Below are 22,444 nucleotides of genomic sequence, written 5' to 3' on the forward strand. Positions count from 1 at the left end.
TAGCACAGAGAACCGGGCGCCGTAGCGCGAAGGAAAAATTAGCGGGAACGTGGCGCGGATTAACGCGACATGTCACAGAAGAATTCGGCAGTCAATAAAAAAGGGCGCAACTCATAGAGTTGCGCCCTGAAGTTAGGGGGTCGATTTCAAGTTCGGTTTAGAACTTGAATTCAGTACCTACGCCAACGTAGCTGCGGGAGTAGTCGTCAGCAGCAGTTTCGTCGGTGTAGAAGGTGAAGACCTTAGCGGCGGAGGACAGTTTGTAGTCCAGGCCCAGGCTGAAGGTTTCGCCGTCAGTCTTAACGATGTCAGACTGGCCGTATTGTGCTTTAGCAGTCCACTTGTTGATCTTGTAAGCAACAGAAGTCATCCAGCCGTCCTGCTTGCTGCTGTCTGCTTTTTCCTGCTCTTCGTACAGACCGCCAACCTGCAGGTTGCCGAAGTTGTACTGGGCGACCACACGGGATACGTCCCAATCGTTGCCTTCAACACCCATGTCGTAAGCGTATGCCAGGTAAACACCGTCTTTGTCGTAAGCGAAAGACAGGGAGGTGCCGTTGTCGCGGGTGTCCACGACTTCACCAGCGTCGTCCAGGATCTCAGCGTCTTCGTTGCTGATATAGGCAGCAGCTACTTTGAAGCCACCAAAAGACGGAGTGGTGTACTGAACCGCATTGGACGGACGGTTGTCGCTCTTGGTCACCAGACTCTTGATGTCGCCTTCGAGGTCGTTGAACAGGTCAACTTTCTTCTGGGCAACTTTCAGTGGGGAGTCGAACTTACCGGCGATGGCCTGACCGAAGCCACCTTCCAGGCCTGCATAGATGTTGCGCTGGCTGAAAGTGTCGCCGTCGCCATCCATGTTTACCTGATATTCCATCTTGTAGATGCCCTTGATACCGCTATCCAGCGGCAGCTCACCTTTAACACCCAGGCGAGAAGCATTACTGGATACGTCAGTAACAGCGCCGTCACCTTCGTCATTGGACTGGAAAGAAACGTTGGCTTTACCGTAAAAGTCGAAAAGCTCTTCGGCGTTGGCAACGGTAGGCAGTGCGGCAACCAGGGCCAGAGAGATAGCGGTCTTTTTCATGTCTGCTCTCATATCGAAGTAAGTAGTGAAAATGGATGCAATAGGTTGTGTTCTTCCGATGCGGCGCAGTTTGCGGCACTTATGTTACAAACATGTGAAAGGTGAAAAATATTTGAAAGTAATGCGACTAAAAGTTGTCAGTTTTGACGGTTAGGCACGCAAGGCAGGATGTTTTTGCTCGAATTTGGAGCCCTTTATGACCGCAAGGGGCTTGCTCCAATTACCCAGCGGAGGTTCAAAATACCTGGTTTTCTTTGTTTTTTGGTGTTTTGTCCTCAGCTATGGGGTGTAGCGATAAAATTCTGTAATATTTCGACCTCCGGGTCAGGTGGGCTGTCCCGGTAGTTCAGAGCCGTTAAATGCCTCAGGGATTGGGGTGTTCGGGGGGATAGTAGCAACATGGATGTGGCATGCGGGCCGAACGGATATCGGTCATGAACAGGTTCGGGGGCAGCTGGCGCCCGAGCCCAACGGTGAGTTTGTGGGTGTGCGCGATCGGCATTGGCCAGGTCGCCTACTGGCCAAGACTACCGGGCAATGCCGAACTGGCCAGCCACATTTTGCTGCTGCTTGGTGTTCTTTGGCTCATTCTATTTGTTACCGGCAGCGCGGACACCTGCCGAGGTGGATGGCGGCCTCTCGTATACCGTCTGTTGCTCCCCTTTGTTTTTGGTGCTTGCTGGGCACTGGCCTCAAATCTCAAATCGTTAGAGCAACGCCTTCCCGCTGATCTGCACGGGTCTGACCACGATCTCACCGTTCAGGTGATCTCACTTCCACAAAGCGCGCCTGCAGTGTCCTATTTCGGGGCCCCGCTACCGGCAGCACGGGGCTACCGCGATGCGCGGTTTCGTGCCCGTATTACTGCCGCTGGCGACACCCGTTTCCTACATCAGGTCGTCGAGCTCGGTTGGTACAGGATGGAACCGGATGACTATGCTGGCCTGCGTGCGGGTAGTCAGTGGCAGATACGCGCGCGCTTGAAGCAGCCGCGGGGCAGCGCGAATCCCCACACCTTCGATTACGAGGCGTGGTTACTGGAGCAGGGAGTCTACGCCACTGGTTATGTGCGTGACCGCGACCAGAAGCCTGAGCTGCTCGCTGCAGGGGAGGGACTCGATGCGCTTCGCGAGGGTATCCGGGACGGGCTTGGTGGCGATGGCGCAGATACCTATGCCTCGGGGCCTCTGATGCGGGCACTCCTACTCGGTGATCGTGGGGGTATTGATGGCAGCACGCGGAGTTTGCTGCAGCGCACTGGTACTGCCCATTTGTTGGCGATCTCGGGGCTTCACGTTGGCATGGTGGCCGTCTGCTTTTTCATTGTTGGTGGTTTATTGGGCCGGTTGACCGGATTGCTTTTCAGGGTGCCGCGATTATTTCGCGACCCTGTTGGGTTGTCGGGAGTCATGGGCCTGCTTGCCGCCATGCTGTATACCCTGATCAGTGGAGCGCCGCTTTCCGCTCAGCGCGCTCTGCTTATGACCGTGGTTGCCATTATCGCTCTGTTGCTCCGGCGCAGGCTTGATGGCCAATTGCCGCTCGCCTTGGCTTTGTGTGGTGTTCTGTTATGGCAGCCCCTTGCGGTGCTGAATGCAGGCTTTTGGCTTTCTTTTGTCGCGGTCGCGGTACTGCTGTTGCGGTTTAAGGGCCGTGCAGGGCTGGATGGTTTGTCGGAGAGAGAGGGGGAACTCCAGTTGCCCGAGCGCAGCGTGCGCGTTGCTTTTGCCGGCTTGACCAACAATGTGCGCAGCCAGCTGGCGATTATGGTCGGTTTGCTGATTCCCTCGCTAATGATTTTTTCCGGCCTCAGCCTGACCGGACTGCTGGTTAATTTGATTGCCATCCCGTGGGTGGGCCTGACCATTCTGCCGCTGATATTACTGGGGGCTGCACTGCCCATTGAGCCGCTCTCCGCCGCGCTCTGGGGCCTGGCGAACCTGCAGCTGCAATGGCTATTGGGGTTCATGCGTGGCATCGACGAAGCGCTGCCAGGTTGGTTCGCGTTGCCGGTGCCTACTTTTTGGGTGGCCGTATTCGGGGCATTGAGTTGCCTGATCTGGTTGCTTCCTAAAGGGCTCCCGGGGCGCGGGCTCGCGTGGCTGCTGGTCCCCGTCATTGGGTCGAGCACTTTGCCATTTCAGCGTGCGCCGCAGCCTTATCTTGAATTATCGGTATTGGATGTGGGGCAAGGTCTGGCGGTTACCGCAGTTACTGAACAACACACGCTGGTATTTGATACCGGCGCAGGGACGGCCGCTGGATGGAGTGCCGGCAAGACGGTGGTCGCACCTTACCTTCGTGCACTCGGTCGCGACACGGTGGATCAACTCGTTATCAGTCATGGGGATCGGGATCATGCGGGTGGTGTGCCGGGTTTGTCGGAACAAATCGGGGTTACCGAGAGTTACTCGCCCGGGCAGCTGGCACGGCGCCTGATTGGTATTTTGCCCGAAGGCACAGCGAGCAAGCGTTGTGTGGCCGGCGAATCCGAAAGTGTGGGCAGTCTGACTTTGACGTGGCTTTGGCCTGATGTGGAAACGGGGCAAACGGAGGAATCCCCCCGACTCAGCGGCGAGGAAAACGACCACAGCTGCGTGGCCCTGTTGCAGTGGGAAGATGTGCGAGTTCTCCTCACCGGTGATATCTCGAGCAGGGTCGAGCACCGGCTTACCCGCCAGTATCCGGATTTCTCGCCGGTTGATGTATTGATTGCCCCGCACCACGGTTCGCGTACTTCTTCATCAGAAGTGTTTATCCAGTGGGCACAGCCCGCCAACGTTGTTTTCAGCAGCGGCTATCGGCATCACTTTGGCCATCCACATCAGGACGTGGTCGCAAGATACAGCGAATTCGGCAGCGCGCTTTTTAGTACCGCCGATATGGGGGCCGTGCAGTTTGTTTGGCGCTTGGGGAACGCACCTGCGGACACGATTTGTGCGCGTGACGCAGGTCGCTTTTGGCTAACTGACGGAGCGGCTCGTTTGTGTGATTGACGCGTGCTACATCAGTTCACCTTCCGATTGTTGCCCGCCACGCATTGAACTTGTGCACTGGTTCATAAACGGACGGATTGGTGTCGCTATGACTGACAAGTGCGAATTAGTGCACTGTTCGTCACATCTAAACTGGTACGGTTTGCGCAAGAACAGAGTAGATGTGTGTTTTGTATGAAATTTAACCGGTTTACCAAGGCGTTCATCGCAGCCAGTAGTGTATCTCTCTGCAGTGGTGCGATGGCCTCGGATTGGAAATACTCCCTAGGTGCCGATGTCAGTAGTGGTGACTATGGCAGCACCGCAGAAACGGACATTACCTCGCTGCCGTTTACCGTAAGTTACTCGCCCTCTGCGGCCTGGACCTTCAAAGCGTCACTCCCATGGGTGTCCGTTGAGGGCCCCGGCGATGTGATTCCCGGTGGTGATGGTGGTTTTGTGATTGGCCCGGGAAATGGCTTTGGCAACGGCAATGGCGGCAACCAGAACCCAGACGAGTCGGTGCGCAGCAAAGAATCCGGCTTGGGCGACCTGTGGTTGACCGGAACTTATAGCCTCGAGCCGGTCGGCAACCGCTACTTCGTGGATCTCTCGGCCAAATACAAGGTGCCGCTCGGTGATGAAGAGCGCGGGCTTGGTACCGGCGAATCCGATTACTCCCTGCAAATGGAAGTCTTCACGGCGGTGGATGACTTTACGCCGTTTGTGACCGTGGCGCGTAAATTCAAAGGCGATTTGCCGGATGTGGTACTGCGTGATGTCTGGTACACCTCGGTGGGATCAGGCTATCGACTGAGTGAGGTGTCCAGCATGGGTGCATCGCTGGATTACCAGCAGGCCGCCACGGATACGAGCAGTGCGCAAACAGAGATTTTTGGTTACTACAGCCACAAACTGAACAACCGTTGGACCGGCATGCTATACGGCTATATCGGTCTTGCAGATGGCAGCCCGGATCAGGGCTTTGGTCTGCAGATTAGCTATCGGCCTGAAAATTAATCCCATTTCTTGTTTTGTCACGCGCACCGAGTGAAGGATGGGCGTATGACAAGAAACTCCCTTGAAACCAGGAGAATCAATAATGAATGTCCCTTATAAATCCACTGCCCTGGCCGCAGCGCTTGCGGCGCTGGTCGCAATGCCCATGGTTTGGGCGGACGACGATGTCGCGCCTGAGACTAGCGACGTTGAAGTTGTAGAAACCGCTGAAGGTGTTCCCAGTGAGCGTATTGCTGGCATGTTTTCTGATTTCTTTGGTGAAGATTCGCAAGCGATCGTTAATGGCTTGCGCGACGGCAGCATTCAGTATGTAGAGCCTACTGACGTAGAAGGCGGCACTGAAGGCGGCGAGACAGCCGATGTGGAAGCCGGAGATGCGCCGGAAATGGAAGAGGGTGCCGAAGTCACCACTGGCATGGGATACGGTAACGTCGTGATTACCATGGCGTTGGCTGAGCAGCTGGCCGGCATGTCCGAGGCGGAAGAAGTTGAGGGTGAGGAGGGCATGATTGCTCAGGATTCCCTCAATGAGATTCTCAGAATGCGCCAGGTCGAGGGCATGGGCTGGGGTCAGATTGCCAAGGCTATCGGTGTGAACCTCGGTGAGGTGATGAGCGGTATCCGCTCCAACCGCCCAGAGCGCGCGGACCAGGTGGAGCGTAAAGCCGCTCGTGCCGAGAAGCAGGAAATGCGTGAAATGGCGCATGCCGAGCGCGTTGCTGCCAAGATGGAAAAATTGGAAAAGCCCGCTCGCGTAGAGAAGGTGGAGCGTCCAGAGAAGCCACAGCGCCCTGAAAAGCCCGAGCGTCCGGAGCGCCCTGGGAAGTAAGCGCATTAGCGACTTTCCCGAGCTCGGTCCCTTGAAAGGGGGCCTACGACAGCCGCCGCAAGGCGGCTGTCTGCGTTTTGGAGCCTGCACGCGTGGACGGGCTGAATGCAAAGGTGGTCACAGCACAAAAAAAGTTAACAATCAGAGACTTAGCTGCTGCGAAGAGCTGTGGTAGAGTCTCAGGCCACGGCATCGAATATCGTTGATAGGGTGTCGAATTTATACACAGATATCATAAGAATCCCGTACGCAGTCTGGGGCACAAACGTGTTAGAAATTATCAAATCCGGCGGCTGGCTGATGCTGCCAATCCTGCTTTGTTCTGTTGCTGTTATCGCTATCTTCATCGAGCGTCTCTGGACCCTGAATGAGCGCAAAATCGCGCCTCGAGCCCTGTTGGGTCAGGTCTGGGGCAGTCTGCGCAGCAATCAGCTCACTTCTGACAAGATCAAAGAGCTGCGCGACTCCAGCCCGCTGGGGCGGATCTTTGCCGCAGGCCTGTCCAATTCCAAGCATGGCCGGGAGGTCATGAAAGACAGCATCGAAGAGGCCGCCAGCAAGGTGGTCCACGAGCTGGAGCGTTTCCTCAATGTTCTCGGCACCATCGCCGCGGTGGCACCGCTGATCGGTCTGCTGGGCACGGTGCTGGGTATGATTCAGGTCTTCACCGCGATCATGCAGGAAGGTACGGGTAATGCCGGGGTATTGGCCGGGGGTATCTCCCAGGCCCTGATCACCACCGCTGCAGGCTTGAGTGTGGCGATTCCCGCACTGATGGCCCATCGCTACTTCCAGCGCCGTGTGGACTCCATTGTGGTGACCATGGAGCAGGAAGCCGTAAAACTGGTGGATGCGCTGCATAGCGACCGCCGCATCGAAGCCGCCTGAGCTTAAAATCCAAGATTCAGGAGCGCTCGATGCAATTCCGTCGTCAAAGCCAAGAGCAGGATGGGGTTAACCTCACGCCACTGATTGATGTGGTCTTCCTGCTGCTGATCTTCTTTATGGTGTCTACCACCTTTACCAAGGAAAGCCACCTGAAACTCAACCTCCCCGAGGCCTCTGGGCCACAGGCGGATGCGCCGCCGTCCACGGTTGAAATCCTTATCAACGCAGACGGTTCCTATTCTGTTGACGGCCGCGCGCTGATCAACAAGAAGCTGGCCACCCTCAAATCGGCACTGTCAGAAGTGTCGGCTGGCGAGTACAATCGCCCGCTGATCATTACTGCCGATGCCACCGCAGAGCACCAGGCTGTGGTTCGTGCAATGGATGCTGCTGGTCAGTTGGGGTTTGTGCACCTCAGCATTACCACGCGGCAGCCGGGCGAACAGTAATCTATAAAGTGTAAACCGGAGTGCCATACTGGCGCTCCGGCGCTTCTGACCGCGCTGTCGGCTCCGTTTATGCTGTCGAGTCGAATGGCCACAACCTGATTGTTTATGGATAAATCCCCGCAACCGCCACGCAAACCAAAGAACGGAGCCAAGACCTACCGTCGTCTGTTGTCGTATGCGGCGCCACACTGGCCGCTGTTTGTCCTTGCCGTGTTCGGTTTCCTACTGTTCTCCACCATGGAAGTCGCGCTGATTGCGGTGACCGAGCTGTTACTGGATGCGGTTGGTGTGGGCATTGATGCTGGTCGCGGCTTTCTGTCCAAGTACGTGGCGGGATTTTTCCCCGGTGGCCAAATGCCCCAGGAAACGGCCCGCTGGCTGGTACCTCTGGGTATGCTGGTGATTGTCGCGCTGCGCGCGCTGGGTAACTTTATTGGTAGCTACGGGTTGGCGTATGTGGCGCGCGCGGTCATCCATCAGTTGCGTACCGAGCTGTTCGAGCACATCGGGCGGCTGCCCAGCAGCTACTTTGATCGCTACACCGGTGCGTTTTTGATTTCCAAGGTTGCCTATAACGTTGAGCAGGTAACCAACTCCATTACCAAATCGCTGAAAATTATTTTCCGCTCATCGTTTACCGCGATCGGTTTGCTGACCTATTTGTTGATGGTGAACTGGAAGCTTACGCTGACCTTCTTCCTGTTTGTGCCGATTATCGCTGCCATCGTCGGCATCGTCGGCAAGCGCTTTCGCAAACTCAGTCACCGTATTCAAAACACCATGGGTGATGTCACGCACGTAACTCAGGAGGCTATTAATGGCTATGAAGTGGTGCGGATGTACGGTGGTCAAGACTACGAGAGCACGCGTTTCCAGGCGGCGAGTAACGCCAACCGCCAGCAGTTTATGAAACTGGTGGTGGCTGATAACGCGAGTGTTTCGGTGATCCAAATCCTGGTTGGCCTCGCCACGGCCCTGTTGGTGTGGTTCGCCCTGGCGCCGGGTATGGTCGAATCCATGACCGCCGGTGTATTCGCATCTTATATCGGTGCCGCCGCTTCGTTGGCCAAGCCGATTCGCAATCTTTCCGAGGTGTATGCAGAAATCCAGAAGGGTATTGCAGCAGCGGAAAGTATTTTCGACGTGATCGATTCGCCGAAAGAGCCCACTGGCGGTACTGCACAGTTGCCGGAACCGGTAACCGGGCAAGTCACTTTCGAAAATCTCGGCTTCCGCTATTCAGAAGATACACCCGAAGTTCTCTCGGATATCAGTTTTACCGTAGAAGCTGGCAAGACGGTCGCATTGGTTGGCTCTTCCGGTTCCGGCAAGAGCACATTGGTTAGTCTGCTGTCACGCTTTTATGAGCCGACCTCTGGTCGAATCCTGCTGGACGGAGTGGATATTACTCAGGTGCCGCTGGCAGACTTGCGGGAACAAATCAGCCTGGTTTCCCAAAGTATCGTGCTGTTCAATGACACGGTGTATCGGAATATCGCCTACGGTGAGCTGGAAGGAAAACCGGATGCTGAAGTGCAGAGAGCGATCGACCTGGCACATGCACGCAGCTTTATCGAAGAATTGCCGGAAGGTGAGCAGACGGTATTGGGCGATAATGCGCAGATTCTTTCTGGTGGTCAGCGCCAGCGCCTGGCAATTGCCCGGGCGCTGCTGAAAGATTCTCCGTTGCTGATTCTCGATGAGGCGACGTCTGCGCTCGACAATACTTCGGAGCGCCATATTCAGGCGGCACTGAATGAAGTGATGAAAGATCGCACGACCTTCGTAATCGCACATCGTCTTAGCACTATTGAGAATGCCGACTGTATTCTGGTAATGGAGCAGGGGCGCATTGTCGAGCAGGGTAGTCACAGCGAGCTTGTGGCCTGCGGTGGTCGCTACGCACGTTTGCTACAACAACAGAATGCTGAGGGTACGGGCTGATTGGCCCGTTCATCGCACATGTCAAATCAGGGATAGGGAGCGCTTGGCGAAATGTCGCTAGAAGACTGGTTGAATAAACGCTGGTATCCGGCCACCGATGGTGGTGAAGACAGCGGCAATCAACTGCCATTATTTGCACCGCTCGAGGTGGCATTTCGCCACGGCAGCCGCTGGCGGAAGCAGCGTAACAAGCCTGCTCCCTTGCCGGTACCGGTGATCGTGGTGGGTAATATCACCGTCGGTGGAGCCGGCAAAACACCATTAGTTGCCGAGCTTGGGCGCTGGCTGCAAGAGCGCGGGCGCAAGCCGGGTATTATCAGTCGTGGTTACGGCGGCCGCGCCAAGCATTATCCGTATAACGTTACTGCACAATCGCATCCCCTCGAATCCGGCGATGAACCGCTCATGCTGCACCTGATGACCGGCCTGCCGGTGATGGTTGCCCCCAAGCGTCTGGAAGCCGCGGAAGCCCTGATCGAACAGCACGGTTGCGATGTCATTCTGTCGGATGATGGGCTGCAGCATTACGCCCTGTGGCGCAGCATGGAAATCTGTGTGGTCGATGGGCAGCGAGGGCTTGGTAACGGCCATTTATTACCCCGTGGTCCACTGCGCGAGTCTGTCGATCGGCTCGATAGCGTCGATATGGTGGTCGCCAACGGACAGCCGAGCGAGCTGGCTCTGTCTCAGTGTGGGGAGAAACTCGACTTCACCATGGAGCTCGAGCCGGCGCTCTGGCACCAGTTCAACCTGGACCAGACTTCGTCTTTAAAGCTGGAATCTGGCCCGGAGGTTGGCCCCTGTATTGCGGTCGCCGGCATCGGCAACCCGCCGCGTTTCTTCAATGCCCTGCGAGCGGCGGGGTACACCGTAACGGAAATGCCATTCTCGGATCACCACCAGTACAGTGCACAAGAGTTGCAGCTCGATGGTATTACGCCGGTGATTATGACCATGAAAGACGCGGTGAAATGCCGCGATTTCTGGCAAAGCCACTGGTGGGCGCTGGAAGCGCGTGCCGTGCTGCCAGAAACGTTTTACCAGCGTATTCATCAACACCTTGAGAGCTTCGAACCCGCATGAGCCGCAAGAGTAATAGCGTAAGCGCACCCAGTTTCGATGTGATTATTCCTGCGCGCTATGCATCGAGCCGGCTGCCGGGCAAGCCGCTTGCAGAAATTGCCGGTAAACCGATGGTCCAGCGCGTGTACGAGCGTGCTCTCGAGAGTGCAGCTGACCGCGTCGTTGTTGCCACGGATGATGAGCGGGTGGCGGGGGCAGTCACTGCATTCGGTGGCAAGGTCTGCATGACCAGTGCCGAGCACGCTTCGGGTACCGACCGCTTGCAGGAAGTTGCCCAGCAGTTGGGCCTCGCCGACGACAGGATTCTGGTAAACGTGCAGGGGGATGAGCCGCTTATCCCTCCAGCGGTGATCAACCAGGTTGCCGCGAATCTGGCGGGCAACTCCGATGCTGGTGTTGCCACGCTCGCTGAGCCCATCGAATCGGTCGAAGATTTTTTGAATCCCAATATTGTTAAGGTCGTGCGTGAAGCCTCGGGTTTGGCGCGATATTTTTCGAGAGCACCGATACCCTGGCCGCGCGACGCCTTCGCTGAGGGGCAGGGTGCCTTGCCCGAAGGTCTGAAGCCGCGCCGACACATTGGCATCTATGCTTACCGGGCAGCTTTGCTAAATCTGTTTGTAGCCTGGCCGATGGCGCCAATCGAGCAATTTGAAGCATTGGAACAGCTTCGGTTCCTCTATAACGGCCATGCCATCCATGTGGATGACGCTTGCGAAGTGGTGCCCGGTGGCGTTGATACGGAGCAGGACCTTGCCCGGATGCGCGCATTGTTTGCCTGAGTTTCTCCGAGCGCTGGCCGCGTATTTCATCACAGGTGCATCCTCAAGCAGTGGTAGTACATGATTCAGTCCGATATTGACCTGCAGCCATTTAACACGATGACCATAGCCGCGCGTGCCAAGCACTTTTGCGCGGTTACTTCCCATGAGGAATTGCGGGAAGCACTCGCGTTTGCCCGCGAAAAGTCGCTGCCCATTTTGCCACTCGGTGGTGGCAGCAATATTGTACTTACCGACGACTTTCCGGGGCTGGTATTACACCTGGGTATGCGCGGCTTGGAATTTGTGGAAGATTCAGGCGGTGTGCGAATTCGTGCGGCCGCTGGAGAGAACTGGCACCAACTGGTGATGCGCAGTGTTGAGGCCGGCTTTGGGGGCCTTGAGAATTTAGCGCTGATTCCGGGAAACATTGGTGCTGCACCCATTCAAAATATTGGCGCCTATGGTGTCGAGCTCAAAGATTATTTTGAGCAGCTTACCGCCGTTGAGATCGCGAGCGGTGATTTAGTGACGTTTACCGCAGACGATTGCGCCTTTGGTTATCGGGACAGCATTTTTAAATGCGCGGGAAAGGATCGTTATCTGATATGCGAGGTGGTTCTGCGGTTGCCAAATACATGGAAGCCGCGGCTGGACTATCCAGCGCTGCAGCAGTTTTTTGCCAAAGAGGGGAGCGCGCTTGAGCAGCTGACGCCCGCGGCAATCGCGGATGCAGTGATCGAAATTCGTAACAGCAAACTACCAAACCCGCTTGAAATCCCCAACACCGGTAGTTTCTTCAAGAATCCTGTTGTTAGTGAAGCTGAATATACAGTGCTCAAGCGTGCTCATCCTGATGTGGTTGCCTATGCGGTTGGTGCAGGCTGGAAGCTTGCCGCTGGCTGGCTGATCGATCACGCGGGCTGGCGAGGCTTTCGGCGCGACGGTGTCGGTGTTCACGATCGTCAGGCCCTGGTCCTGGTCAATCCCGGGCACTGTAGTGGGCCGCAGGTGGTAGCGCTGGCTCGCGAAATCGCCGCAGATATCAAAGACAAATTTGGTGTGACGCTTGAGCCCGAGCCGCGATTTTATCCGTGATCTATCGTCCATCTGCCGAAATAAATATTGCGTGTGTATTGGCAGAATTCTTAATGTGTTACCGCTGAAAAATAATCCTCTTGCCGCCGTGGCTTTCCCTAGGCATTGAAATGGGCGCAGGCTCGCCACCCCTAGGCCTGCGCGGTCCAATCAGTCCCTGAACGCATTCTCCCCAATTTGATGGCAATATGATCTCTTGCAAATGCGGGTGTGTCTGGTACATATCTCTGATAAGTGGCGGTATTTCGCCGAATTTGTCTCCAACTTCTTATGGAAACCTTGCTTTGCATCAAGACATTAGTCTGGTATGTTTTCTACGGGCTCTGTGGATGGATCATTGCGGGAGATAACCTGCTGAGCAATAACAAGAAATTTAGTTTTGTGTGAGCTGTATTCAGTAGGAAAATGTCGCACAAAGCTGATTAAAAATCCGTAGTTGGGGCTAATTTGATAAAAGTCTTAGTGGTAGACGATCACGACCTCGTGCGCATGGGGATATCCCGTATGCTCGGGGATGTGCCCGATATAGTAGTGGTCGGTGAAGCGAAGAGTGGTGAAGATGCCATTACCTTCGTACGTGAAACGCCGGTTGACGTCGTCCTGATGGACGTGCGTATGCCTGGCATGGGCGGCCTAGAGGCTACGCGCAAGCTGATTGCCCGCTTCCCGCAGTCCAGAGTCATTGCCGTCAGTGCGCTGGACGACGACCTGTTCCCAAGTCGCTTAATTCAGGCTGGTGCCAAAGGGTATGTCACCAAGGGCGCAGACCTGGAGGAGATGGTGCGGGCAATTCGCTCTGTGGTCGCTGGGGAAACTTTCATTAGTTCCTCCATGGCCACCAAGCTGGCTTTGCGTAGTGTAAGTGGCGGTTCGTCACCCTTTGATGGGCTTTCTGAGCGCGAGCTGCAGACCGCGGTGATGATTGTGAATGGCAGCAAGGTCGCCGAGATTGCCAAAACCCTCGCGGTAAGCCCGAAAACCGTGAATACCTATCGTTACCGTATTTTTGAAAAATTGGGGCTGAACTCGGATGTTGAGTTGACCCTGTTGGCGGTCAAGCACCATGTACTTGATCCCGAAGAGGCGCTTTAGTGCTGGTGAGAAGCAGTTTCTCAGTGTGAATTTTGAACAGGGGCCTTGCTGGCCCCTGTTTCGTTTTGGTGAAGTATTCACCATCTTCATAAAAACGTGGTTCTGAATTGATTATTTGCGATGTTCGACAGTAAGCGGTTTTTATCTACGGTCACACGCAAGCCCGGCGTTTATCAGATGTTTGATGCCGGGGGTAAGGTTTTGTACGTGGGCAAGGCCAAGAACCTGCGCAATCGGTTGGCGAGTTATTTTCGCGCGACCGGCCTCACCGCCAAGACGATGGCTCTGGTCGAAAAGATCGCGGATATTGAGGTTACCGTCACGCGCAGTGAAACCGAGGCGTTGGTACTCGAACAGAGCCTGATCAAGTCCCAGCGTCCGCCGTACAACGTGATGCTCAAGGACGATAAGGGCTACCCCTATATCTTCCTATCCAGCAAAGACACTTTTCCGCGTATCGCATTTCATCGCGGTTCCAAGCGGAAAAAGGGTGACTACTTCGGGCCCTTTCCCAATGCGTCCTCGGTCAGGGATAGCCTCAACTTTTTGCAAAAGACGTTTCGTATTCGCAGCTGTGAAGACAGTGTCTTCGCCAACCGCTCGCGTCCCTGCCTGCAATACCAGATAGAGCGTTGCACGGCACCGTGCGTGGACTTTATTTCGCCCGACGACTATCAGGCGGATGTCCGGCATGCGCAAATGTTCCTGGCCGGAAAAAGTGACAGCATCATCCGTGAGTTGGCCGATGCCATGGAAAAGGCCTCGGCAAGCCTGGAATTCGAGAAAGCCGCGCGTTTGCGGGATCAGATTGTCGCCTTGCGCAGGCTGCAGTCAGATCAGATCGCCGAAAGCGCCGGCGGGGATGTAGATGTTCTGGGCGCCGCCACATCCGGTGGCCTGTGTTGCGTGCACGTATTGTTTATTCGTCAGGGGCGCATTCTGGGCAGCCGCAGTTATTATCCCAGTGAAAAGCTCGGGCTTGAGTCTGCCGAACTACTGTCGGCATTTATTCCTCAGTTCTACCTGGGCGGGAACCGGGAGATACCGCGTGAGATCCTTATGTCCGAGCCGCTGGAGGACGGAGACGTCCTCTCAAGTGCGCTCTCGGACCATTCCGGGAAAGACGTACAGTTGGTGCACCGCTTGCGCGGTAATCGCGCCTCCTGGGTGGAAATGGCGCGACAGGCGGCCAGCCAGAACCTGCAGAGCCGCACCGCATCACAGCAGAAGCTGCAGGACAGATTTGAAGATTTGCAGAGTATCCTGCAGCTAAACGAATTGCCGGAGCGGCTTGAGTGCTTTGATATCAGTCATTCCAGTGGTGAGGCTACGGTGGCGTCTTGCGTGGTGTTTGATACCGGTGGTCCGGTTAAGTCGGATTATCGACGCTTCAATATCGAAGGCATCACAGCCGGTGACGATTATGCAGCCATGGGGCAGGCGCTGCAGCGGCGCTATGCGCGACTTTCCAAAGGGGAGGGGCGCTTCCCCAACATTCTCCTGGTGGATGGTGGCAAAGGCCAGGTGCGGCAGGCGATCGACACACTGAATGAACTCGGTGTGCTTGGTGTACAGATTATCGGAGTCGCCAAGGGCACAACCCGTAAGGCGGGTTTCGAAACGCTGCATGTGGTGGCGCAAAATCGTGAGTTGGTGCTTGAGTCTGATTCCCCAGCGCTGCATTTGATTCAGCAGGTGCGCGACGAGGCCCACCGCTTTGCGATTACCGGGCACCGCCAGCGGCGCGATAAGAAGCGCCGCGAATCACCGCTGGAGGGGATTCCCGGGGTTGGCCCTGCGCGTCGCCGCGCACTGCTCCATCATTTTGGTGGGCTGCAGGAGGTTATGCGGGCTTCGGTCAATCAGATTGCCGGTGTGGAGGGGGTAAGTCGCAAGCTTGCGCAGGAGATATACTCGTCCCTGCACAATGAATAAGTACGTTGTACAAATAAGCTGCACTCTAGGCGCTCATCGCCCATTGGCGTTTATTTTTCGCCGCTAGATTGCTAAGTTACGCAGTGCCGACGAAGTGTGTTCAGCGAATGTAAAAGGACCAGCATGACTCTCGCCAACAAATTGACCCTGCTGCGCGTAGCGCTCATTCCGGTTTTTGTGCTGGTTTTCTATCTCCCCTATAAGTGGAGCTACATTGCTTCCGCCCTGATTTTCTCCATTGCGGCCGCGACCGATTGGCTTGACGGTTATCTGGCGCGCAAATTGAATCAGAGTACCCCCTTTGGTGCCTTCCTTGATCCCGTGGCAGATAAATTGATGGTCGCCACCGCGCTGGTCTTACTGGTGGGGCTCCATGACAACCATTGGTTTACGATCGCGGCGGCCATCATCATCGGGCGGGAGATCGCGGTATCTGCCTTGCGCGAATGGATGGCGGAATTGGGCAAGCGCAACAGTGTTGCAGTTTCCTTTATTGGCAAGATCAAGACCACAGCCCAGATGGCCGCAATCATCGTGCTGTTGGCATTTGATGTGCGGGAGTTCCCGGTGATGGAGACGATCGGCTACATCTTGCTGTATGTCGCCGCCATTCTGACCCTGTGGACCATGTTTGTTTACTTGCGCGCAGCGTGGCCACACCTGATGGCGGAGCCTGATGACGAGTAGTTTTTGGCGATGTGCCGAACATCCATAAAAAAAGCCCCCGGTAGGGGGCTTTTTTATTGCCGGTCAGTCCGGTTATTTTGGAGACTGAACCATTCCAGCGCCGTAGACGTCGTCATTGCCTGGCTTGCCGAGATCCGCGGACAGATGGGCCATTTCAGCTTCTACCTGAGCGGGATGCATCTCGCCACCATTGGCACCAATGATCAGTGCTGCGACACCTGCGGCATGGGGAGAGGCCATGCTGGTGCCAACCGACCAATACCAGCCGCCGTTACCGGTGCTGAAGACAAAATCAAACACACCGCAAATGCGTGTCAGCGGTCCAACGGTGCAGACGTCGTTGTTCGCCAGGTAGTACTGGTAATCGCCACCGGGTGCGGCGAAGTCGATCAGCGACTGACCGTAGTTGGAGTAGACCGCGAGGTAATTGAGTTCGGTGTTCCCTGCGCCCCAACCCTGCGGGCCCGTGGCAGAAATTGAAATCGCGTGGGGCGAGTCGGCAGGCAAAGTGACCATGTTGGTGTCTTTGTCGCCGTCTCTCGCATCGTTACCGGCGGAGGTGATGATGGTAACGCCAGCCTGGTGAGCGTAGTTGGTCGCACGGGACATCATCACTTTCAGCGCCGCGGCACCTTCGGCACTCGCAGGGAAAGAAGCACCCAGGCTCATATTGAGGACGTCAGCGTCGACATTGGCGGCATGCACAATCGCGGCCGCCACATCGCCAAAGGAGCCCGAGCCGGCATCACCAAGGCCCTTCAGGAGGATCAGGGTTGCATCCGGAGCGACACCAATAACACCAAAGGCATTGTCTGCAGCGGCGATGGTACCGGCTACATGGGTGCCATGGCTGAATGTATCCGGGAGCGCATAAGCCAGGCCTTCACCGGTGAAGTCCATGCTGGCAGCGTAATCAATGTTCTGTGCAAGATCCGGATGGCCCAGGTCATAACCGCCATCGATCACGGCGACACGGACGCCTGCACCGGTGTTACCTGCATTCCACGCTTCCGGGGCATCGACGGCGTCGTGACCCCATTGCAGGTCAAAGAAGAAATCGTCGTCACCGCTAAACGGTGGGTTACCCGCGTAGTCCAGAGAGACGCCCATCTCGTTCAACGGGTCCTGGAACTTGTATACGCCATTGGCGCCGATGTGCTTGATACCTTTGACTGCAGAAAGAGAATTCCCCAGGCTGGCATCCCCCTCGACAACCAGCACACCAATTTCACTGATGTTGTGCCTAATCTGTCCGCCAGCTGCCATGACCTCCTGAATGGTGCTTTCCTTGACTTGGTTGCCGTGGCCTACCAGAACCCAAGAATCCGCTGAGGCGACGCTACTGAATACAAAAGAAGCCGCGATTGCGGTGATAGACGAAATACAGGCTTTGTTAAACATAAATTCCCCGTTTGTTATGAAATGGCCATTTCCCTACGGCTTATCGCTGGGATAAAGCGTTTTTAGATGTTCGCCTTCAAAGGGCGAAGCGCATAGTTAAACGTGTCGGCAAATATTTCGTAAATACTGCGGGGCGAAAAAGCAATGACATGCCCACGGTAAGGCGCTTTGCGGAATTCAAATTTCTGTTTGGCGTGTAACTTCTCGAAATAGCGGAAAATTTTGCACGACTGTTTGTAGTGGCTTGCTGCATGGATCGAAGAGACGTTGCTGCGTCGGAATACTTTCGCGCCAACGCACGGGACATGCTGCCGCTGGTGCTGGCACTGCTGTGGAAGCTCTGGGGCAAAGCCGGGGTGATCTATTCGGTGGGCATTGGCCTGCTGGTATTGCTCGGTATTTCAGTTTATGTCACCGCCCATTCGCCCAGCGCTGCCTGCTTCCTGCTACATACCCGCGCCTGGGAAATGCTGGCCGGCGGAGTAGTTTATTTTATGGCGCAGAGTGTGCGTTTCGGCGGGCGCGAGAAGGGGCACAAGGGCCGCCCCGGCTTTGCGATCGCACGCCTGCTCCTGATCAGCCTGTCAGTGCTGTTCTTTGACTCCTCCGATCCGTGGCCCGGCCACCTGGCGCTATTGCCGGTGATCGGGGCCATGCTGGTGCTGTACGCGTCCTGCCAGAATAACCGGACGCTGTCTCACCCGGTGGCGCAGTGGCTGGGCTAGCGCTCTTATTCCCTGTATTTGTGGCACTGGCCCGTTGCGGTGTTCCTCAATTACCGCAGTGACCTGGCAGATCCGCTGGCAGTGCTTGTGGGGCTGGCAGTAGTGGTTGTTCTGGCAGAGGCATCCTACCAGCTGGTTGAAGAAGTAGCGCGTAAGCGCCTGCGCAACCTGAAGCTCAGGTGGGAGACCGGAGTGATCTTCGCCTCCATTGCCGTGTTGGGTATTGCTACCACCGCAGTGCGCTATCAACAGGTGGAGGGCAGGCTGCCGGACGAGGTGGAAACGATTGCTGCCGAAGTGCATAACCGCAGCCCCGGCCTCAAAAAGTGTCATATCAATCGGGGCATTAAATCTCCCGGCTGCGTAGCCGGTGGTAATAGAATCTCGGCAATTCTTGTGGGCGATAGCCACGCGGCCGCGACAAAGACCGCGGTTGCGCTGAATGGCGAAGATTCGTCCGCTTCCTAGTCGATTTTTAACGCGTTCACAGATCTGAAGTCTCGTGTAGAGACGCTGATTTCCACGTCGCATCCAATTGGGTACGATAGTTCCATTCGAGCATTTACGTGCCAATGGAGTTATCGTGCCATTTCGCTTATTTTTTCCTCAACAATACACTCGTTCAATAGCCACCCTCGTTGCTGCGCTATGCTGCATTGGCCCGGCGGCTAGCGCCGCTGAAAGCAACAAGTACCAGCGAGCCGAATGGCTCCCAAAGTGGTCCGATGCGGATCGCGATTGCCAGAACACCCGTCACGAGCTCCTTGTTCGATTTTCCCTGGCACCGATTACCTATACCGATGCGCGCCATTGCCAGGTGAAGGGCGGTCTCTGGATGGACCCTTATACCGGCCAGTTTTTTGAGTTGGCTTCAGACCTGGATGTGGAACACATCGTACCGCTTAAGTGGGCGCACGAAAGAGGCGGTGCAGAATGGTCGCGTGAGCGGAAGCGCGCTTTTGCCGAAGACCCCGACAACCTGTGGCTCGTCGACGACGGGCGCAACCAGAGCAAAGGACACAAAGGCCCTGATGAGTGGATGCCACCCTATGGCCCGGTAGGGGAATATTATCTGCGCCGCTTTTTGGCTGTTGCTGAAAAGTATGGTTTGCAGGTTAAGCCAAACGAATCCCAATTAATCCTAGCGATGCTGGCGGATTCAAGCAAAGGTTAAAGCGCATGCCGCGATGATGCCGAGCTCAAGTATCATATGGAATCTAGTGCTTTTACGATGGGCTACTCGACAACGCTAACCGCTGGTAAGACGTATTCCCTTTTCAATACGGCAGGGCCGGGCCGATACACACGCATAAGGAAGTTCCATCCATCAGTAATATCAACACGGTTTGGTTGCTTGCCACAGTGTTCTTCGCTGCCGAAATATGCGGTAAAGGTGTTGTCTTTATTCAGCGTCACATTACGGTCGTTAATTATGTTGTTGTCGGATTTCATAAATCCATCATCACCGTAAACAGTGATCGACCAAAAGGCATTATTGTCCGGTACCGCGTAGGTTGCCCGGTAGCACTTTGAACCGTCCTTTGGGCCTGTGTAGTTGATGTACACAGCGTCTTTTTCGGGAAATAAATATATCGCGCCGGCTACCGCCAGATGGCGCGTCTTCTCATTAATCTCTCCCTTGGGGCCCATCCAGTCGGGCTCGTATTGATCAAATTTCTGAAATTCTTTCTCATACTTTTTGCGCAGCGAAAGCATGGAGTCTTTGTCCCACTGCGGCGCCGGGAAAGGGTCGGCGCTCGTCGTATTGATCTTAATTTGCTTTTGAAGCTTGTTTACCAGAGCGACGTCTTTAGGATCGCTGGGATCTTTAAGCTGGATCCGCTGAATCACCGCTGCGTACTTGGTGTCTTCCGGAAGTTTGTGTGTGCCCGGGGTGTAATACACCGCAGAGGCATAATGGTCATTGTCGACGACGTATACCGAGAAATATCGATCGTCTGGGAATTCTGGAATGGTGATCGTGGCACCGCCCTCTGTGTCGACAACGGCACCGGCGTAGAGCGTGTCACGATTCATGCGCACGACTGTTTGGTTGTTAAGAGGGGTTGGCTCCGTAATGTAAAAAAATTCATTCACCTTGCCGCCAGCATTTTTCTGGAAGTCAGCAAGTGCGAAATCGACTTCGGCACGGATGTAATTTTCGGGTGTTACCTGTTCTGTAGCGTGTGCTGGGTACAGCTGCAGTGCAACGCAAATGAAACAAAACAGTCGCAGGCTGTACTTCACGAGGCAGTCGTGTGCAGTTGATTGTTGATTGTGAAAACTTGAGGTTGGGTAATGTCTTATCACAGCGCACACTCATGTTCGATCGTTTGCTCTTGAGTGTAGTTGTACAGTGGTGTTTCGGTGCCGCAGCGAGCAATGCGGATCAGACGGTCAGAAATCGGGCGAGTACTGTCGGGGATATACGTTCAGAATCGGTGCGCGTGGGGGAGGAGTGGTGCCCGGGGCGGGACTTGAACCCGCACGACCAGAAGTCGAGGGATTTTAAATCCCTTGTGTCTACCAATTCCACCACCCGGGCCAGTGGATGATCAGCTGGCGCATTTGTCGGCCAGTGATGGTGGCAAGCCTGATCAGGCTAACCAAAAAATATGGAGGCTAGGGTCGGAATCGAACCGGCGTACACGGAGTTGCAGTCCGCTGCATGACCACTCTGCCACCTAGCCATAGGTGTCGCATCAAGCGATGAAAACGTCGCGGAGTTTAGCGGATGATCGGCAAAAATCCCAGCGTTTTCTGATACTTACGCGCCTCAGGGCGTGTAAGAGGGCGCTATTCTATGGTTTGCGAAGGATTAGTCAAGGCAATTTCTCCAACTTCTCGTCAGCGGACAAAAAGTGATCGCGAGGGCTGCCAGTGGCCGCGTAATAACTAGTCAGAATGAAGGGATTTTTGCTATCGCGAATCGTTCTAGATGATTTTGGGATCATGCTGGCAATCCTGCGGACCTGACTAATACTGAGAGTAGCTGGCTAGCACACATCTCCCCCCACGTCGTGTTTAGTAGTGCCGGCCGGGCGCCTTCCTCCAAACGGGTGCCCCGTGTGTTGTAAGGATGAAATCCTCCAAGTTTCACTCCTAATGGTCTTGGCCCTGACGCTCTCCCCCCCCCCGTCGTCAGGGCTTTTTTTTGCCTGAAAGAAATGCTCGATCCAGTTGAGGGATTTTGCTGCCCGCCGCTTCTTCCGCAAGCGTGCGGAATCTCTCCAGGGTGACTTCTCCACGGTCAGCGGCCAATCCGGTAACCACATCATCGAGGCTGTTTTTACCCTTGCTGGCTTCCTGGATATAAAGGTCAATTTCTTGCAGCACCACCGCAGCGCGCGCGGTAATGGGACCGGAAGAGCGCTTCACCAGGAGGTTGGGAGATTTCTCACCCCAGGTAGCGAGTTTCTCCATGGTTTCCTGATAGCGTCGTTCGCTAATCCCGCCGGTGCGGCGTAGTGTTTGCAGTGAGTAGTATTCCGCTATTCCTTCCACGATCCAGTCGCTCTCTTCGTCACCGCGAATACCGGTGCCAACGTGGATTAGTTCATGCAGCAAACTGCTGGTACGGTTGCCCGAGATAAGTGGCCGGTCCGAATGGATGAACAAGGATCGCGTACCGGAAAGGCCACCCCGCCACATGGGGTCAGGTGCCATTACGATAAGTAGCCTGTCTGGAAATAACGGAAATACCTTTTTGAGCTCAGGCAGTGTCCAGTTGAGAAAGGCGAGGGTGTCTTGCCTGCGAATGCTCTTACCCCGCGGGCCCGCAACAACGGTATCCGTTCCATCGATAAATTCCTGTCGGCTGCCCACGTCACCCGCGATCATCCAGCCTTTCGGACGCACGAAGCGGCGCCCGTCATCTTTCAGCAGAAAGATACCTGCTGTATCTACCTCGTAGGGCGCTAGGCTACGCCAGTTTTCCGGTGCGGTAATTTCCAGGGTGGCGCGGGAGTGGAGCCTTTCCGGAGCGCGAACCGATATCGGTGGGATTAGCTTGTCGGAACGGAAAATCGCCCAGTCATCGGTAATGCGCGAATCGTAGTGCCCGGAACCCTTCTTTTGATCGATAACGAACTGGTACTGGATACTGGCGGACTCCCCCTTGGGCGTCCATACCGCTTTGTCCCCATCCATCTCGATTTCACCGTCGCCGCGGATGTTGTGGTGGCGCTCGGGCTTCAGGTGCAGCGTCAGTTTGCTGGGTAGTTCTTCGCCAGCGAGCGTAATGGTGACATCGGCCATGCCGGTTTCAGGATTGAGTGCCGCCTGATAGCGCACATCGTAATAGTCCACACCCTTGGCATTGGCGCTAACCGAAAGGGAGAGGGCGGTGAAAATCAGAAGAAATCGTAAATATAAACGCACTGGTAGAGCTCAAACCCATGTCGAATGGTTAAATCTGGTGTCTGTGACCACAAACAAGGGTATCAGTGCCGCAGATTCTGGCTC

General features: G+C 55.4%; 19 protein-coding genes and 2 tRNA genes. 15 read left to right on the plus strand and 6 right to left on the minus strand.

Annotated elements, in window-relative coordinates; genetic code table 11:
* Positions 1 to 157: 157 nt before the first annotated feature.
* A complete protein-coding gene (locus LCM31_RS12505; RefSeq protein ID WP_224870562.1) occupies positions 158 to 1,093 on the minus strand; it encodes a porin in 936 nt (311 codons plus the stop codon).
* A 434-nt stretch (positions 1,094 to 1,527) separates the two neighbouring features.
* On the opposite strand from LCM31_RS12505, the gene LCM31_RS12510 reads away from it, so the two are divergent.
* The 12 genes from LCM31_RS12510 to pgsA all read left to right on the plus strand — a co-directional run bounded on the left by LCM31_RS12510 (position 1,528) and on the right by pgsA (position 15,854).
* Positions 1,528 to 4,089: a DNA internalization-related competence protein ComEC/Rec2 gene (locus tag LCM31_RS12510; RefSeq protein ID WP_224870564.1), complete on the plus strand. Its 2,562-nt coding sequence runs from the start codon at positions 1,528 to 1,530 to the stop codon at positions 4,087 to 4,089.
* Between the two features lie 174 nt (positions 4,090 to 4,263).
* A complete protein-coding gene (locus LCM31_RS12515; RefSeq protein ID WP_224870566.1) occupies positions 4,264 to 5,088 on the plus strand; it encodes a hypothetical protein in 825 nt (274 codons plus the stop codon).
* Between the two features lie 82 nt (positions 5,089 to 5,170).
* Entirely contained in the window at positions 5,171 to 5,917 is a 747-nt protein-coding gene (locus LCM31_RS12520) for a hypothetical protein (RefSeq protein ID WP_224870567.1), read from the plus strand.
* A 267-nt stretch (positions 5,918 to 6,184) separates the two neighbouring features.
* The gene (locus LCM31_RS12525) at positions 6,185 to 6,805 is read left to right on the plus strand and encodes a MotA/TolQ/ExbB proton channel family protein (RefSeq protein ID WP_222228083.1); all 621 of its coding nucleotides are present in this window, start codon (positions 6,185 to 6,187) and stop codon (positions 6,803 to 6,805) included.
* Positions 6,806 to 6,834: 29 nt separating this feature from the next.
* Positions 6,835 to 7,254: an ExbD/TolR family protein gene (locus LCM31_RS12530; RefSeq protein ID WP_224870569.1), complete on the plus strand. Its 420-nt coding sequence runs from the start codon at positions 6,835 to 6,837 to the stop codon at positions 7,252 to 7,254.
* Positions 7,255 to 7,359: 105 nt separating this feature from the next.
* A complete protein-coding gene (gene msbA / locus LCM31_RS12535; protein WP_224870571.1) occupies positions 7,360 to 9,198 on the plus strand; it encodes a lipid A export permease/ATP-binding protein MsbA in 1,839 nt (612 codons plus the stop codon).
* A 51-nt stretch (positions 9,199 to 9,249) separates the two neighbouring features.
* Positions 9,250 to 10,281 (plus strand): tetraacyldisaccharide 4'-kinase, encoded by a 1,032-nt coding sequence (lpxK, locus tag LCM31_RS12540; protein WP_224870573.1) that lies wholly within the window; start codon positions 9,250 to 9,252, stop codon positions 10,279 to 10,281.
* Positions 10,278 to 11,063: a 3-deoxy-manno-octulosonate cytidylyltransferase gene (gene kdsB, locus LCM31_RS12545; RefSeq protein WP_224870575.1), complete on the plus strand. Its 786-nt coding sequence runs from the start codon at positions 10,278 to 10,280 to the stop codon at positions 11,061 to 11,063. Before lpxK ends, kdsB begins: the two co-directional genes overlap by 4 nt.
* Positions 11,064 to 11,123: 60 nt before the next feature.
* The gene (gene murB, locus LCM31_RS12550; RefSeq protein ID WP_224870577.1) at positions 11,124 to 12,140 is read left to right on the plus strand and encodes a UDP-N-acetylmuramate dehydrogenase; all 1,017 of its coding nucleotides are present in this window, start codon (positions 11,124 to 11,126) and stop codon (positions 12,138 to 12,140) included.
* 447 nt (positions 12,141 to 12,587) lie between these two features.
* Positions 12,588 to 13,232 carry a response regulator gene (locus LCM31_RS12555; protein WP_224870579.1) on the plus strand — a complete coding sequence of 215 codons (645 nt, stop codon included), beginning with the start codon at positions 12,588 to 12,590 and terminating at the stop codon, positions 13,230 to 13,232.
* A gap of 120 nt (positions 13,233 to 13,352) precedes the next feature.
* Positions 13,353 to 15,167 carry an excinuclease ABC subunit UvrC gene (gene uvrC / locus LCM31_RS12560; protein ID WP_224870581.1) on the plus strand — a complete coding sequence of 605 codons (1,815 nt, stop codon included), beginning with the start codon at positions 13,353 to 13,355 and terminating at the stop codon, positions 15,165 to 15,167.
* Positions 15,168 to 15,290: 123 nt separating this feature from the next.
* Entirely contained in the window at positions 15,291 to 15,854 is a 564-nt protein-coding gene (pgsA, locus tag LCM31_RS12565) for a CDP-diacylglycerol--glycerol-3-phosphate 3-phosphatidyltransferase (RefSeq protein ID WP_224870583.1), read from the plus strand.
* 72 nt (positions 15,855 to 15,926) lie between these two features.
* On the opposite strand, the gene LCM31_RS12570 is transcribed toward pgsA, so the two are convergent.
* Positions 15,927 to 17,255 carry a S8 family peptidase gene (locus LCM31_RS12570; protein ID WP_224870585.1) on the minus strand — a complete coding sequence of 443 codons (1,329 nt, stop codon included), beginning with the start codon at positions 17,253 to 17,255 and terminating at the stop codon, positions 15,927 to 15,929.
* A 251-nt stretch (positions 17,256 to 17,506) separates the two neighbouring features.
* Here LCM31_RS12570 and LCM31_RS12575 point away from each other — a divergent pair, with 251 nt between their 5' ends.
* From LCM31_RS12575 to LCM31_RS12585, 3 genes are all read left to right on the plus strand, one after another.
* Positions 17,507 to 17,980, plus strand: coding sequence for a hypothetical protein (locus tag LCM31_RS12575; RefSeq protein ID WP_224870587.1), 474 nt, complete (start codon positions 17,507 to 17,509; stop codon positions 17,978 to 17,980).
* A gap of 39 nt (positions 17,981 to 18,019) precedes the next feature.
* Positions 18,020 to 18,448: a hypothetical protein gene (locus LCM31_RS12580; RefSeq protein ID WP_224870589.1), complete on the plus strand. Its 429-nt coding sequence runs from the start codon at positions 18,020 to 18,022 to the stop codon at positions 18,446 to 18,448.
* Between the two features lie 67 nt (positions 18,449 to 18,515).
* Positions 18,516 to 19,154: an HNH endonuclease family protein gene (locus LCM31_RS12585; protein WP_224870591.1), complete on the plus strand. Its 639-nt coding sequence runs from the start codon at positions 18,516 to 18,518 to the stop codon at positions 19,152 to 19,154.
* Between the two features lie 62 nt (positions 19,155 to 19,216).
* Here LCM31_RS12585 and LCM31_RS12590 read toward each other — a convergent pair whose 3' ends face one another.
* From LCM31_RS12590 to LCM31_RS12605, 4 genes are all read right to left on the minus strand, one after another.
* Positions 19,217 to 20,227, minus strand: coding sequence for a DUF1214 domain-containing protein (locus tag LCM31_RS12590; protein ID WP_224870593.1), 1,011 nt, complete (start codon positions 20,225 to 20,227; stop codon positions 19,217 to 19,219).
* Between the two features lie 212 nt (positions 20,228 to 20,439).
* Positions 20,440 to 20,525: transfer RNA gene (locus LCM31_RS12595), tRNA-Leu, on the minus strand.
* 71 nt (positions 20,526 to 20,596) lie between these two features.
* Positions 20,597 to 20,670 (minus strand) — tRNA-Cys (locus LCM31_RS12600).
* Between the two features lie 451 nt (positions 20,671 to 21,121).
* The gene (locus LCM31_RS12605; protein WP_224870595.1) at positions 21,122 to 22,360 is read right to left on the minus strand and encodes a hypothetical protein; all 1,239 of its coding nucleotides are present in this window, start codon (positions 22,358 to 22,360) and stop codon (positions 21,122 to 21,124) included.
* Positions 22,361 to 22,444 lie beyond the last annotated feature (84 nt).

The organism is Microbulbifer agarilyticus (assembly GCF_020171345.1).
GTDB lineage: Bacteria > Pseudomonadota > Gammaproteobacteria > Pseudomonadales > Cellvibrionaceae > Microbulbifer > Microbulbifer agarilyticus_D.

What these genes read in the sequence shown, in the direction of transcription:
- LCM31_RS12505 (WP_224870562.1), bottom strand. Translation starts at nt 1,093, where the DNA reads ATGAAAAAGACCGCTATCTCTCTGGCCCTGGTTGCCGCACTGCCTACC.
- LCM31_RS12510 (WP_224870564.1), top strand. Translation starts at nt 1,528, where the DNA reads ATGAACAGGTTCGGGGGCAGCTGGCGCCCGAGCCCAACGGTGAGTTTG.
- LCM31_RS12515 (WP_224870566.1), top strand. Translation starts at nt 4,264, where the DNA reads ATGAAATTTAACCGGTTTACCAAGGCGTTCATCGCAGCCAGTAGTGTA.
- LCM31_RS12520 (WP_224870567.1), top strand. Translation starts at nt 5,171, where the DNA reads ATGAATGTCCCTTATAAATCCACTGCCCTGGCCGCAGCGCTTGCGGCG.
- LCM31_RS12530 (WP_224870569.1), top strand. Translation starts at nt 6,835, where the DNA reads ATGCAATTCCGTCGTCAAAGCCAAGAGCAGGATGGGGTTAACCTCACG.
- msbA (WP_224870571.1), top strand. Translation starts at nt 7,360, where the DNA reads ATGGATAAATCCCCGCAACCGCCACGCAAACCAAAGAACGGAGCCAAG.
- lpxK (WP_224870573.1), top strand. Translation starts at nt 9,250, where the DNA reads ATGTCGCTAGAAGACTGGTTGAATAAACGCTGGTATCCGGCCACCGAT.
- kdsB (WP_224870575.1), top strand. Translation starts at nt 10,278, where the DNA reads ATGAGCCGCAAGAGTAATAGCGTAAGCGCACCCAGTTTCGATGTGATT.
- murB (WP_224870577.1), top strand. Translation starts at nt 11,124, where the DNA reads ATGATTCAGTCCGATATTGACCTGCAGCCATTTAACACGATGACCATA.
- uvrC (WP_224870581.1), top strand. Translation starts at nt 13,353, where the DNA reads ATGTTCGACAGTAAGCGGTTTTTATCTACGGTCACACGCAAGCCCGGC.
- pgsA (WP_224870583.1), top strand. Translation starts at nt 15,291, where the DNA reads ATGACTCTCGCCAACAAATTGACCCTGCTGCGCGTAGCGCTCATTCCG.
- LCM31_RS12570 (WP_224870585.1), bottom strand. Translation starts at nt 17,255, where the DNA reads ATGTTTAACAAAGCCTGTATTTCGTCTATCACCGCAATCGCGGCTTCT.
- LCM31_RS12575 (WP_224870587.1), top strand. Translation starts at nt 17,507, where the DNA reads ATGGATCGAAGAGACGTTGCTGCGTCGGAATACTTTCGCGCCAACGCA.